6 protein-coding genes are annotated in these 15,025 nt (G+C 45.5%); all 6 read left to right on the forward strand.

All coding sequences use genetic code 11. The features are described from left to right. Nucleotides 1-10 precede the first annotated feature (10 nt). Genes DN53_RS15855 through DN53_RS15880 form a run of 6 tightly spaced genes read left to right on the forward strand, consistent with a single transcriptional unit; the run spans nt 11 to nt 15,024 of the window. On the forward strand, nt 11-3,139 hold the full coding sequence (locus DN53_RS15855; RefSeq protein ID WP_165357465.1) for a SusC/RagA family TonB-linked outer membrane protein: 3,129 nt from the start codon (nt 11-13) through the stop codon (nt 3,137-3,139). A gap of 11 nt (nt 3,140-3,150) precedes the next feature. After that, entirely contained in the window at nt 3,151-4,650 is a 1,500-nt protein-coding gene (locus DN53_RS15860; RefSeq protein WP_129655862.1) for a RagB/SusD family nutrient uptake outer membrane protein, read from the forward strand. 1 nt (nt 4,651) lies between these two features. Then, on the forward strand, nt 4,652-7,429 hold the full coding sequence (locus DN53_RS15865; protein WP_129655864.1) for a GH92 family glycosyl hydrolase: 2,778 nt from the start codon (nt 4,652-4,654) through the stop codon (nt 7,427-7,429). A 43-nt stretch (nt 7,430-7,472) separates the two neighbouring features. Further along, nucleotides 7,473-10,967, forward strand: a complete 3,495-nt coding sequence (locus tag DN53_RS15870; protein WP_129655866.1) for a VCBS repeat-containing protein — start codon at nt 7,473-7,475, stop codon at nt 10,965-10,967. Between the two features lie 5 nt (nt 10,968-10,972). Beyond that, nucleotides 10,973-13,660, forward strand: coding sequence for an ROK family protein (locus tag DN53_RS15875; protein WP_129655868.1), 2,688 nt, complete (start codon nt 10,973-10,975; stop codon nt 13,658-13,660). Nucleotides 13,661-13,674: 14 nt separating this feature from the next. After that, the gene (locus tag DN53_RS15880; protein ID WP_129655870.1) at nt 13,675-15,024 is read left to right on the forward strand and encodes a sugar porter family MFS transporter; all 1,350 of its coding nucleotides are present in this window, start codon (nt 13,675-13,677) and stop codon (nt 15,022-15,024) included. Nucleotide 15,025: the final 1 nt, after the last annotated feature.

Consider the following 15,025-nt stretch of genomic DNA (forward strand, 5'->3'; position numbering starts at 1 on the left):
CATGACGATTATGAAAAACAGAACAAAAGGCCTTATTGTCATTTTTTTGGTGCTTGGCAATCTTATGACCTTTGCGCAAAATATTACCATTCAAGGGGTAATCACCGGAGAGGACGATGGTCTTCCGTTACCAGGGGCCAATGTAGTGGTGAAGGGCATGGCCATTGGTGCCTCCGCCAACTTTGATGGGGAGTATACCTTGGAAGTCCCGAGTGGGGATGTAACCTTGGTTTTCAGTTATCAGGGATTTAGTTCCCAAGAAGTTCCGGTGGGCGGACAACGGACCATCAATGTAGCTCTGAAAACGGATGTGAACGAATTGGACGAAGTGGTCATCATTGGTTACGGTAGTACAACCAAGAAAGATCTTACGGGGTCTATTGCCACCATTAAATCCGAGGATTTGGAATCAGTACGTTCCACTACCGCCGATGATTTTGTACAGGGAAGGGTATCTGGACTGTTATTGACCCAAACTTCGGGTCAACCTGGAGGTGCCACTTCTGTCAGGATTCGAGGTAGTAGTTCCATCAATGCCAGTAATGAACCTTTATACGTAATCGATGGTTTTCCTGTAGACAACAACAGCGACAACCTTTCCGCTGGTGTGGCCGAGGGCCCTTCCATCAATGCCCTTTCTACCCTGAGTGCCAATGATATTGCCTCCATAGATGTATTGAAGGATGCTTCCGCCACGGCCATATATGGTTCCCGTGGGGCCAATGGGGTCATCATCATTACCACCAAAAGAGGATTGAACGGGGATGCCCAAATCAATTACGATACCTATTTAGGGGTGAGTGAGGTTATAAAAAAGCTGGATGTACTCAATGCATCACAATTTGCATTTTACGTAAACGAGTCAAGATATAATGGTTCAGGAGATCCCAGGTTCTATACAAATCCAAACTCTTTTGGAGTGGGTACCGATTGGCAGGATGAAATTTTCAGGACGGCCATTACCAAAAGCCACGACCTTTCCATAAAGGGAGGGAACCAAGATATCAAGTACGCTGTTTCCGGGTCATATTTAGACCAGGAAGGGGTGGTTATTGAAACCGATTTTAAACGGTACAATTTTCGGGTAAACCTCGATTTTAAGGCTACGGAAAAATTGTCCATTGAAAACTCCCTGAGCTTGAATAGGACCAATTTTAATACCGCGAGGACCGAGACCACAGGCGGGGTAGAGGTGGCCAGTAGTGCCATAACCGGGGCATACCAGTTTAATCCCCTGTTACCTGTTTTTGACCCTGAAGGAAATTATACCAAAGGAAATTTCATTGTTCAGGACGATGGGACCTTTGTGAATGACGTGAGCAATATCCAAGAGCAGATTCCTAACTTCCCTAGTCCGGTAGCTTATCAAAAATTGACCGAGAGCAAGGGTAAGGCCACCAGGATATTGGACAATTTGGCCATTAAATGGGATGTGGCCAAAAATCTCCAATTGAAGACCACTTTGGGGGTGGATTTGAACATCAATGAACAGTTTTATTTTAGGACCGAGGAAATCGATTTTGGAAATTCACCAGGGGCTTTTGCGGCCCAGGCCAAAAATACGGCCACCAGCTATTTGGCGGAATCCACGTTGAATTATACCAATACCTTTGGCAATAGACATCGTGTGAATGCCTTGGTAGGGGCTTCATGGCAAGATTTCACCATTGAATCCCTTTCAGGGAATGCTTTGGGATTCCCGACGGAAAATTTTGGTTCCAACAACTTGGGACTTGGATTGAACCCAGGGGTCAGTTCCAACATCATAGAGTCCAGATTGATATCCTACTTTGGAAGGGTCAACTACATTTTGGACAACAAATACATCTTTACGGCCACTTCACGGGTTGATGGTTCGTCCAAGTTTGGTGATGGCAATAAATATGGATTTTTCCCATCAGGGGCTTTCGCATGGAATGTTTCGGAAGAAGACTTTCTTCAAGACTCCGGACTCTATCTAAAACTGCGTTTGGGGTATGGAATCATTGGAAACGAGTCCATTGCACCCTATTCTGCACAATCTACATTCAAACCTACCTATCATTCCTTTAATGATAATGAGGTGGTGGGGCAATTGCCCAGCACGCCGGCCAACAGTGCCCTTAAATGGGAGCGTACCGAGCAATACAACATTGGTCTGGACCTCGGTTTTTTCAATGACCGATTGGGATTCACCATTGATGGATACCGAAAAAATACGGAAGATTTGTTGCTGAACCTCCAAGTACCTTCACAAACCGGATACATTCAAAGTGTGGTCAATGCGGGAAGTGTACGTAACGAAGGAATTGAATTGGGCATCAATGCACAAATGTTCAAGGGGAAGTTCAATTGGGACGTTAACCTGACTGGGGCCTATAACAAGAACAAGATTTTGGATTTGGCCGGCTTGGACAATATTCCAACAGGCTTTGGAATTCTGGGAATAACCAATTGGCAGTTGCTTGTGGAAGGTGGTGAGATTGGGGCATTCTACGGCTATGTTTCCGATGGCATCGTTCAATTGGATGATGACCCTGCTACAACCCCAAGGTTTGCAACGGACACCTTCACCCCTGGTGAAAGAAAGTACAAGGATTTAAATGGCGATGGGGTCATCGACGCCGATAACGACAGAACCTTTATCGGAAATCCCATTCCAGAATACACCTTTGGGATAAACAATACCATAACCTGGAACAACTGGGATCTTAATATATTTATGCAAGGGGTGTATGGCAATGAAATAGCCAACTTCAATAGAATCAACCTTGAAAATTTAAATGGTCAAGGAAATGTATTGTTGGAGGCCTTCTCCAACCGATGGACACCGAACAATCCCAGCAATACCTATACCAGGGCTGCCGATGGCCCTCGGAACATTGTGTTTTCCGATCACTATGTGGAGGATGGCTCTTACTTAAGATTGAAATCGGCCACTTTGGGGTATTCCATACCGGGCAAATTTTTGTCCAGGATGAAAATCAACAAACTTAGGTTTTACATCACAGGAAAGAATCTGTTTACCCTTACCGATTATAGCGGAGTGGACCCCGAGGTCAGCTTTGGGGGGCAGAACAACAACCTAAGTGCAGGAGCTGATTTTGGGGGATATCCTACCTCAAGGACATTTCTTTTGGGTCTTAACGTAAACTTTTAAAAGTCAAAATCATGAAACAATTCAAAAATTATAGAATGTACTTCGCCACCCTGATTTTGATCTTGGGTTGTGAGAGTGCCTTGGAAGAGGAAGTGAAGACCTTTTATACCGAGGATACATTTTACCAAACAGAACAAGACGCCAAATTGGCCATTAATGGGATATACGGGCATTTGGGGGCCACATTTGATGAAACGTTGAATGCCAAGGGCCTATATTTTGCCAACTATTGGACGGCCAATGCGCTTTTGTCGGATGAAGGGGAAACCAGCTTCAATAGGGGAGATGGGTACAATCAACTCTCAGCTATGGCCCATACACCGGAAAATACCATTGCATTGGAAATTTGGTCCAACCTTTACCTGGGTATCAACGCAGCCAACATGGCCATCGTTAACATCCCGGATGTTGAGATGGATGAGGACACCAAGGATGACTTATTGGGTGAAGCCCATTTCTTGAGAGGACTCCTCTATTTTGAATTGGTCCGTTTCTTTGGCGAGGTACCATTACAACTGGAGCCTCAAAAAGTATTTACTTCAAGTTCTTTCTTGGGTAGGGCGTCCATTTCGGAAGTCTATACCCAGATTTTTGAGGATCTGTCCATGGCAGAAAGTAGCCTTCCCTCCGAACAGGTTGGGCTGGACAACGGCAGGCCCACCAGTTGGTCGGCCAAGGCTTACATGGCCAAAGCGGCCCTTCAGCAAGGGGAGAATCTTCAATTGGCAAAAAGTAAACTGGAAGAAATCATGACCAGTGGACGATTTGGGCTTTGGGAGGACTACGCGGACGTTTTCAAAATTGCCAACAACAACGGTAAGGAAGTCTTGTTTGCCATAAGCTTTTTAGAGGGTACCGATTTGTTCACCACCCTTTGGGAAGGAGGACATTTGGTCTACAGGACACTCCCTGGAGGTGTCTATGGCGGTAGACCCAACGGTGGAGGCTTGGAGATACCAACCATGGCCCTGTACAATTCCTTTGATGATGAGGATAGAAGAAAAGAAGTGACCTTCATGACCGAAGATGTCATCAACGGGGAGTTGGTGGAATTTGACTCTCCCCATATCGTAAAATATTGGGACCGGGTAGCAGAGCCCTTGGTGAACAATACGGCCAATGACCTCCAACTTATTCGCTATGCGGATATATTGCTCATGTACGCCGAAGTGTTGAATGAACAGAACAATGGAAGTACTCCCGCAGCGTTGGATGCCATCAACGAAGTAAGAGAAAGGGCAAGATTTGCCGATGGCGTGGAACGCAATATACTTCCCGATCTATCTGCAATGGGATACGAAGCTTTCAAGGAAGCCATTTTGGAAGAACGAAAAAAGGAACTTACCTGGGAAGGTCATCGTTGGTTCGATTTGGTAAGGTTTGGGAAACTGGAAGAAAAAGTTACCGAGGCCAAGCCCGGGGTTCCCGTGGCAGCAAGACATAACCTGCTTCCCATACCCCAAAGAGAAAGGGATATTAACCAAAATCTGACACAGAATTCGGGTTATTGATATGAACAACACTTTTTTTAAAACCCTCAAGGTGGTTTGTGCGCTACTGGTGACCTTGGGTGGTTTCTCGGCCTTGGCGTCTGAAAACATAGCAAAGGAAGCCACTGTGAAAGTCTCTTCCCAACTGGAAGGAAATGAAGCCTCCAATTTGATGGATGGGCTGATTCGCCTGGATGGACAGGGGGAATGGGCCTGTGTTGGCGAACGTAAGGCATGGGGAGCTAATACATTACCCTGGCTCCAGATGGATTGGGACAGACCACGTAGCATCAACAGCATTGTCATTTATGATCGTCCCGGTCTGGAGGAACACACCGCTGGAGGCGTTTTAAGGTTTAGTGACGGTTCCTTGATTCGGGTAAACACCATTCCGAACAATGGAGATGCCAAGAAAGTGGAGTTCCCAACAAAAACAGTGGAATGGGTCCGCTTTGAGGTCACCGATGGGGAAGGACTCAACCTTGGTCTATCCGAAATGGAAGTGTTTGCCTCGCCCAGTGACAGCACAAATCCCTTGCATTGGGTGAATCCGTTTGTGGAGTCGGCCAAAGGCCGGTATTTTTTCTTTACCCCAGGGGCACACCCCATGGGCATGGTGGCTGCGGCACCGGTGACCCGCAATAAAAATCAATACGGTGGTGGGTACAGTTACAATTCCACGGAAGTATTGGGCTTCGGACAGATTCACGGTTGGTGCCTTTCAGGCATCCAAGTTATGCCCACCTTGGGGAACATAGACCCTACCTTGGGAGATAAAGGTTGGAAATCCAGTTTTAGTCATGACGATGAAGTGGCCATGCCGGGATATCAACGTCTGTATCTGAAGAAACATCATGTTTGGACAGAACTTACCAGTACCAAGCGTACTACCCTATATCGCTTTAAGTATACCCAAGCGGACAAGGCCAGCATATTGACCAATTTGGGAGGCTATTTGGGGAATTCAACCATGATCAATGCAGAGGTTCGGAAGGTCAGCCAAAATGAACTGGAAGGCTCCTTTGATTCAGCTGGAAGATTTTGGGGAGGACCGGAAAAGGTCAAGGTGTTCTTTGTTATCCAATTTGATAAACCGTTCCAGACCTTGGAAGGATGGAAGGATAAGGAAAGATTCAACAATATTACCACCATAAAAGGCTCAGATACCATGACCCGTAGGGATTCGGTCGTTTTTGCCGGAATTACCCAGAGTTATTGGAATGCACCCACTAAAGGAGTTGCTGCCACCTATGATGTAAAAGCAGGGGATGAGGTTCAGATGAAAGTGGCCATTTCGTACACCTCTGTGGAAAACGCCCGTAAAAATCTTCAAACCGAAGCACCCCATTGGGACTTTGACCGCTATAAGGAAGAGACCTTCAAGGTGTGGGAAGAGCAGCTGGGGAGAATTGAGGTAAAAGGTGGAACAGAACAACAACAGGTAAAATTCTACACGGACCTATGGCACATTTTGTTGGGAAGAAGAATCCTGAATGACGTCAGCGGGGATTATCCCGATTATACCCAAGGAGAACGCCAAGGAAACATTACAAAAGCCGACCTAAAAATAAGAACCCTTCCAAAGGACAAAGATGGCAAGTCAAGGTTCAACATGTACAATTTTGATGCGCTTTGGCTCACCCAATGGAACCTGAACATTGTTTGGGGGTTGGCCTGGCCGGAAATTTTGGACGATTTCTCGGCGTCTTTGGTCCAATATGCCGATAATGGCGGACTGTTGCCCAGAGGGGCCATAGCAGGGGGGTATTCCTATATCATGACAGGAAACCCGGCAACGAATATGCTGGTGAGTACCTACATGAAGGATTTGATGACAAAAACAAATCCCAAACATGCCTTCCAAGTGATGAAACGCAATCACATGCCCGGTGGTATGATGAGCGATTCTGCAGAAGACCTCGAGTTTTATATGGCCAACGGCTACTGCCCGGATAATGCAGGAAAGACTTTGGAATGGGCCTTTCAGGATTGGTCGCTTTCCCAAATGGCAAAGAAGATGGGGAAGACAAAGGATCATGCCTATTTCTCAAAGAGAGCTGAAGGCTGGTCCAAATTGTTCCATCCCGACTTAAAGCTAATACTACCCAAAGACAGATTGGGAAATTGGCTTCATACAGATTTGCTCTCAGGTCAGGGTTGGGTAGAATCCAACGCATGGCAAGGAACCTGGTCGGTGTCCCATGGTATTACGGAATTGTCTAATCTTATGGGAGGGAACAATGTCTTGGCCGATAAACTCAACTTTGCTTTTGAGCAAGCAGCCCCTCAGGATTTTGTGTTTGGGTATTCGGATGGATATGTCAGTTATGCCAACCAGCCGGGCTGTTCCAATGCCCATGTCTTTAATCATGTACAAAAACCATGGCTCACACAGTATTGGGTGAGAAGGGTGAATGAACAGGCTTACGGCGCAACGAGCGTGGACCAAGGCTATGGCGGACACGATGAGGACCAAGGCCAGATGAGTGGCGTAAGCGCATTGATGTCCATGGGACTTTTTAGCCTAACGGGGAACAATTCCCTCACACCAAAATATGAAATTACCAGTCCGGTTTTTGATGAGATAACCATAAAACTCAACCCAAACTATTACGAGGGGAAGGAGTTTACCATTAAAACCTTGGATAACAGTAAAGAGAACAGCTATATCCAAAAGGCGATGTTGAACCATGAGCCGCTCCAAACATTTTGGTTCACCCATGATGTTTTTCAAAAGGGAGGGGAACTTATTCTGCAACTTGGGCCTGAACCGAATACCAATTGGGGAATTCAAAATTGAACGCATAGCGTAAAGGAACCTTTCATAAAAGAAGGGATTGACAATGAAAAAAGGGATTATAACATTGGGGATTTGGTCTTTTGTACTCTTGATTTTGGGTGCGTCGTGCACAGAGGGTACAAAGCGGGGGGAATATCTCTTCCAGCCAGTGGAGGCCAAAGCCTCTGGAATCCATTTTTCCAACGACCTTCCCTTGGATGACGATTTGAATATCCTTAACTACATCTACTACTTCAATGGTGGGGGTGTTGCAGTAGGCGACATCAATAATGATGGATGGGACGATCTTTTCTTTACAGGGAATCAGGTTTCCAACAAATTGTATTTGAACCAAGGTGATTTAAAATTCAAGGACATCACCGGTGAAGCAGGTCTGGAGTCCAAAGGATGGTCTTCCGGAGTGAGTATGGTGGATATCAACACGGATGGTTGGTTGGACATTTATGTGTGCCGGTCTGGACATTTGGACCCTGAGCAGCGAGAAAACCTACTCTATATCAACCAAGGAGATGGAACTTTCGAGGAAATGGCCCAGGAATATGGGTTGGCAGATTCTTCGTATTCCACACAATCCGCTTTTTTTGATTATGACGGGGATGGTGATCTGGACATGTATCTGCTTAACCATATGCACCAAATGACCGGGATGAACAATCCGGTGCCCCGAAAACTGAACGGGGAATCTGAAAGCAATGACAAACTGTATCGGAATGATGGCATCGGTCCAATGGGGCATCCGGTCTTTATGGATGTTTCCCAGGAAACAGGAATCACTATCGAAGGGTTTGGTCTTGGGGTAGGTGTGAGTGACCTTGATCAAGATGGGTATCCGGACATTTACGTGTCCAACGACTTTATTTCCAATGACATCCTGTATATCAACCAAGGGGATGGGACTTTTAAGGACAGCTCCAAAGAGCTTCTCAATCACCAAAGCCATAATGGGATGGGCAATGACATTGCTGATATAAACAATGACGGTCTAACCGATGTTTTGGTATTGGATATGCTGCCTTCGGATAATCGCCGTAGAAAACTGATGCTGAACAAACCCAACCACAACCTTTTTGAATTCAGCAAAAGTGTAGGCTATCAACCCCAATACATGCGAAACACCTTCCAATTGAACAATGGGGCCCAAGCACCGTTCAGTGAGGTGGGCCAACTCATGGGAATTAGCAGTACGGATTGGAGTTGGGGTGGATTGATGGCTGATTATGATCAGGATGGTCTAAAGGATATGTTCATTACCACGGGTTACCTCAAGGATATGACCGATTTGGACTTTATTGTATATCGCAGAAAGCAATTCAAGTTTAGGACCAGGGAGGAAGCGGACAGTATATACTTGGCCAGTATCAACAGACTGCCCGAAGTAAAGCTCCAGAACTATTTTTACAGGAACAATGGGGGATTGGAGTTTACCAATACTTCGTCCACATGGGTCCCTGAATCTCCTGGCTTTTCAAATGGGGCCGTGTACGCGGATCTGGACAATGATGGAGACCTGGATATTGTCACCAATAACATCAATGAAAAAGCCACTGTACTGGAGAACACCTCTTCCCACAGCAAAAATAATGGGGGACATTCCCTAAAACTCAAATTTAAAGGGCCACAGTCCAATCCAAAAGGAATAGGGGCAAAAGTATGGGCCTATACCGGGAGTGAGGTTCAGTTTTCAGAGAACTACACTACCAGAGGATTTCAATCCAGCGTTGCACCCTCACTGTATTTTGCATTTCAGAAGGACCAAAGCGTGGATAGTCTTGTGGTGGCTTGGCCAGATGGAAAGCGCAAGTCCTATGCGAGTGCAGCCATGGATACCACTTTAACCCTTCAGTATACCGATGCTTCTGAGGTATCTGAGTCGATTCGTACCGTAGAAAAACAACGAATATTTTTCAAGACTGATGGGATCATCCCTTTTGAACATCAAGAAATTCCTTTTTCTGATTTTGATATAGAGCCGCTCATTCCACAAAAATTTTCCAGCAATGGACCTTCCCTTGCGGTTGCCGATGCCAATGGGGATGGTTTGGATGACCTTTTCATTGGAGGCTCGCATGGTTTTTCAGGGCAGCTGTATATCCAACGCAAAGATGGACGCTTTGAAAATAAAACCTTTGAAAGTAATGCAGAGCATGAAGATGCGGGGGCGATATGGTTTGATGCGGACAGCGATGGAGATAATGACTTATATGTGGTCAGTGGAGGGTCGGAATTCTCACTGATGAAGCCGGGACATTATAAGGATAGACTGTATATAAACGATGGTCAGGGGAATTTAACCATGGCCGAAGATGCTTTGCCCAACATGAACACGAGTGGAGGCTGTGTGGTTGCTTCGGATTATGACCAAGACGGGGATTTGGACCTTTTTGTAGGTGGAATGGTTGTTCCCGGAAGTTATGGTTTGGCCCCCAAAAGTTATGTATTGGAAAATAATCAAGGGAAGTTTACCGATGTTACCCATTCAAAATTGGGCGAACAGGAATTGGGAATGGTTTCCGCGGCTCTTTGGACGGATGTGGACAATGACGGTTGGATAGATCTATTGGTTGTAGGGAAGTGGATGCCGGTAACCCTGTACAAAAACCAAAAAGGAAGTTTTCAAAAGGTTGTGTTGCCCAGTTCATCCGGTTGGTGGAACAGCATCAATGGCGGGGATTTTGACAATGATGGGGATACGGACTACATCATCGGAAATCAAGGGACCAACAGCGTGTATAACGCTTCGGAGGAATACCCCATGGAATTGCATGTTGGGGATTTTGACAAAGATGGCAGAGTGGACCCCTTGATGACCCAATACGGTCTAAGTCCCGATGGAATTATGATGAGCTATCCATTGGCATCCAGGGACCTGTTGGCCGAACAAATGGCTTCCATAAAAAGTAAATACAAGAACTACCGTTCTTACGCCGATGTCCAGATTGAAGAAATCCTTCAGAACAATATGGCCGGGAATCCCATCAAAAGAACAATGGAGCAATTGGAGAGCATATATGTTGAAAACCTGGGGGAAGGCAGGTTCAATCTAAAACCCTTGCCCATGGAGGCCCAATGGGCCCCGATTATGGGTACCACCATCACAGATATTGACTTGGATGGTAACTTGGATGTTATCCTAATTGGCAACTTTTACGAATACGAAGTAGGTTATGGACAAAACGATGCCTTTTTGGGACTTGTCTTAAAAGGGGATGGTGCAGGGAACTTCAAACCGAAGAATCATAAAAATACCGGTTTTATGGTCAATGGGAATGCCCGCGCTTTGGTCCGGGTACTCGGGAAAGAGGGGGAACTGTTGGTTTCCTCCATCAATAATGATAGCCTTAGGATACACCGCACCAATCAAGGTTTGGGAAATGTAACAATGGTCCCGCAAGATGCGCAATCGGGCATCATCACCTTGGAAAATGGTAAACAACGAAAAATGGAATTCTATTATGGCGAGGGGTATTTATCCCAATCCACTAGAAAGGTGCAATTGCCCAAGAATACCAAGATTAAGTTTAACACAAAACAGAATTAAAGTCCATGCAGGACCAAAACAAATATTATCTGGGGATTGATATAGGAGGTAGCCATTTTGCCCTAGGTATGGTGGATGCCTCACAAATGGGCTTGCTTGTGGAAACGGTGGAACGTTATCCTGTGGACAGTGATTTGCCCGCGCAGGATTTTTTGGACCAATTGGTTTCTGCCATAAGGGAATCCATTCAAAAGTTCAAAAAGCCCATAAAGGGCATTGGTCTGTCCGTGCCCGGTCCATTTGACTATACCAATGGGGTTTCCCATATCCGTGGACTCAACAAATACGACGCATTGTTTGGGGTCAACTTGAAGCTCTTTCTTTGGGCTCATTTACAAGATACTTTGGCGTCCCCCGGGAACATTGCCTTTATCAACGATGCGGACAGTTTTGTCCTAGGGGAGGCCTATACCAACAATCTGGATAAAGGAAGGGTTTTTGGGGTGACCTTGGGCACGGGAATAGGTTCAGGCTTTGTCATTGATGGAAATGTGGTCACCGAACATGCCAACATACCCCATGACGGCAATATGTATAACCTTCCCTTTAAAAGCAAAAGAGTGGAGGATTGGATTTCCACCCAATGGTTTTTGGAAACTTTTACCAAGACCACAGGAATCACTGTGGACAATGTGAAGGAAATTGCCGAACAAGCGGAAACCTTGGAAAAGGCCAAGGGAATCTTTGAACAATACGGACAGCATTTGGGTGAAGTGATGACTTCTCTTTCGGAAGAATTTAAACCAGACGCCCTTGTTATTGGAGGAAGCATATCCAAGAGCTATCACCTTTTCAGCCAAGCTTTTGAAGCTTGTTTTCCGGTCCTCCCCAATATTCATATTACCAAAGGCACGGCCCATGCGGCCATTTTGGGTGCCGTCATACATTTAACCATTAAACAGAATAAATTGAGCACAAAAAGAAACACGGAGCAGTATGTGATGCCAATGCAGGCAGATGGGTCAAGAACAGGTGAAGGCTATATGGTGTACCCCTCTTTTGAGATTTCTACGGGGACTGTTTCCATGGGCGTGGAGAGCCTCGTGGATGAACTTCCCAAAACAGGATGTGTTCTCATAGACGGTTATATGGGCGCATACTGGAAAGAATTTATGGCACGATTGTCCAGTGAACTGCAAAAGAAAAATGTGAAGCATGTCAACTATGATATGGCTTCGGCATACAAGGAAGTTTCGGCCATAGAGGAAATGGTTGCACCCTATTTGGGGGGAGACGACCCTGTTTTTGGAAAGATATTTCCCGGAGATCTAAAAGAATTTTTCGATGAGGAAAAATTGCGATCTATCATACCAGAGGAAGGTATCCTCAATATTATCTATGGGCCGGGAGCAGCCTTAAGTGGTTGGAAAGGGACCATTGTTTATATGGATATCCCAAAGAATGAGATACAATTTCGTTCCAGGGCAGGACAGGTTACCAATTTGGGCAATATCATGGTGGCAGATAAAAAGCATCAATACAAGCGTATGTACTTTATTGATTGGCCGGTCCTGAATAAGCATAAACACCAATTATTAAAGGATATGGATTATGTTGTGGACGGGCAGTTTGAAGGTGATGTATCATGGTGTTCGGGAGATACCTTGCGAAAAGCGCTTCAGGAAATGTCTGCCCATGCCTTTAGACCAAGACCTTGGTTCTCACCCGGGATTTGGGGAGGGGATTGGATGAAGGAAAAAATTGATGGACTGGCGCAAAATGTGCCCAACTATGCATGGTCCTTTGAACTCATTGCACCAGAAAATGGGATTGTGATTTCAAAAAACGGTGCACGATTGGAGATTTCCTTTGATTTTTTGATGTTTCAGGATAATCAGGCCATTTTGGGCAAGGCAGCAGATATTTTTGGAACGGATTTTCCCATACGGTTCGATTATTTGGATACGGTGAATGGACAGAACCTATCCGTGCAGTGCCATCCCACTTTGGAATACATGCGGGAAAATTTTGGGGAAAACTTTACCCAGGATGAAACCTATTATATTTTGGATGCCGAGGCCGGTGCCCAGGTGTATCTTGGATTTAAGGAAGGGGTGCAAAAAGAGGAATTCCAAGAGGCCTTGGAGCAGAGCCATGCCCAAGTGAAGCCCATGCCAGTTGAAAAATATGTACAGACGTTCGATGCAAAAAAGCACGATCTTTTTCTTATCCCAAATGGAACCGTGCATTGTTCCGGCATCGGGAACCTAGTACTGGAAATCAGTAGTACACCTTACATCTTTACGTTTAAGATGTATGATTGGATGCGCATGGATCTGGATGGAAAGCCAAGGCCACTGAATATTGAGCGTGGTGTGGCCAACCTGAACATGGAGTGCCAAGGGGATAGGGTAGAAGTAGAGTATATTTCCAAACCACGAGTGGTACAATCCGGTGACCATTGGAAGAAGGTGAAATTGCCAACCCATTCAAAGCATTTTTATGAAATCCATAGATTTGAGTTCACGGACAAAATGATCATTGATACGGAAGAACAATGCCATATCCTTAACTTGGTGGAGGGGACTAAGATACGGGTTGTGGCCCAAAACAGGAGTATGGATATCCATTATGCCGAAACCTTTGTGGTCCCCGCTGCGGTAGGGCGTTACACGATTGAGAATTTGGGCGAAGGAGAGGCAAAAGTGATCCAATCCAATGTAAAACCAGAATTCTGTAAAACCGGATTTTAATCATTGACTAAAGCATGGAAGCACAAAAAAACAACTACCTGTTCAAGATTACCGCCATTGGCGCATTGGGAGGTTTTTTATTTGGTTATGACACAGCTGTGATATCGGGTGCCATCGGTTTTATGGAAACCAAATTTTCACTGACCCCTTCACTAAAAGGTTGGGCTGTATCCAGTGCCATTTTGGGTTGCATTATAGGTGCCCTGACCGCTGGTTATGTGGCTGACCGGGTTGGTCGGAAAAAGGCCTTGATCATAACAGCTCTGTTGTTTGCCATATCAGCCATAGGGTGTCTACTGGCACCAAGTTTCACCCTTTTGGTCATTGCGCGCATTATTGGAGGTGTAGGTGTTGGAGCGGCTTCCATGCTGTCTCCGTTATATATATCGGAAATTTCGCCGGCGGAAAAAAGAGGGTCCTTGGTCTCCCTATATCAATTGGGGATAGTCTTGGGAATCATCATTGTGTATTTCTGCAATTATTTGGTGGCGCAAGCAGGGGATGAAGCTTGGAACGTTGCATATGGATGGCGCTATATGTTGGGGTCAGAGGCTTTGCCTGCCCTATTGTTTTTGGGTGCCCTGTTCTTGGTTCCGGAAAGCCCTCGCTGGTTGTCCAAGAACGGGAACAATGCGGAAGCCCTTCGCATTTTGGAAAAGCTGAATCCCAAGGAGAAAGCCATTGAAATCCATCAAGACATCCAGAAAGCCTTGCAACAGGAAAAAGGTAGATTATCCGAACTCTTTGAAAAAGGGTTCCGTACTGCAATCATTATTGGGGTGATTTTGGCTCTTTTTTCACAGATTACGGGTATCAACGCCATCATGTACTACGCCCCTGAAATATTGAAATCTGCAGGTTTTGGGGTGGATTCAGCCCTTATGCAGACCGTTCTGATAGGAGTGATCAATTCAATTTTCACCTTTGTGGCAATCAAATACATCGACAAGGCGGGGCGGAAAAAACTATTGCTATGGGGAATTCTGGGAATGATTGTTTGCCTGTTGGTTATTGGGGGCTTATATCAGTTTGATGCCCTTGGAGGACCTTGGCTGTTGATTTTCATTTTGGGATTTGTGGCCTGTTTTGCATCTTCTTTAGGACCTATTCCTTGGGTGTTGATTGCGGAAATTTTTCCAACAAAAGTACGGGGTGTGGCCATGTCCATATGCATCATGGTCTTGTGGGTAGGGGTTATGCTCATATCACAGTTCACGCCCGTTTTATTGAGTGATCTTGGTCCCTCCTATACATTTTGGTTGTTCATGATAAACGCTATTTTCCTATGGGTATTCACGTATAGGATGATTCCGGAAACCAAGGGCAAGACCTTGGAAGAAATTGAAATGGGATGGAAAAAATAAA

Origin of the sequence: Flagellimonas olearia, assembly GCF_004150225.1 — a bacterium.
Lineage (GTDB): Bacteria > Bacteroidota > Bacteroidia > Flavobacteriales > Flavobacteriaceae > Flagellimonas > Flagellimonas olearia.

What these genes read in the sequence shown, in the direction of transcription:
- DN53_RS15880 (WP_129655870.1), top strand. Translation starts at nt 13,675, where the DNA reads ATGGAAGCACAAAAAAACAACTACCTGTTCAAGATTACCGCCATTGGC.
- DN53_RS15865 (WP_129655864.1), top strand. Translation starts at nt 4,652, where the DNA reads ATGAACAACACTTTTTTTAAAACCCTCAAGGTGGTTTGTGCGCTACTG.
- DN53_RS15855 (WP_165357465.1), top strand. Translation starts at nt 11, where the DNA reads ATGAAAAACAGAACAAAAGGCCTTATTGTCATTTTTTTGGTGCTTGGC.
- DN53_RS15860 (WP_129655862.1), top strand. Translation starts at nt 3,151, where the DNA reads ATGAAACAATTCAAAAATTATAGAATGTACTTCGCCACCCTGATTTTG.
- DN53_RS15875 (WP_129655868.1), top strand. Translation starts at nt 10,973, where the DNA reads ATGCAGGACCAAAACAAATATTATCTGGGGATTGATATAGGAGGTAGC.
- DN53_RS15870 (WP_129655866.1), top strand. Translation starts at nt 7,473, where the DNA reads ATGAAAAAAGGGATTATAACATTGGGGATTTGGTCTTTTGTACTCTTG.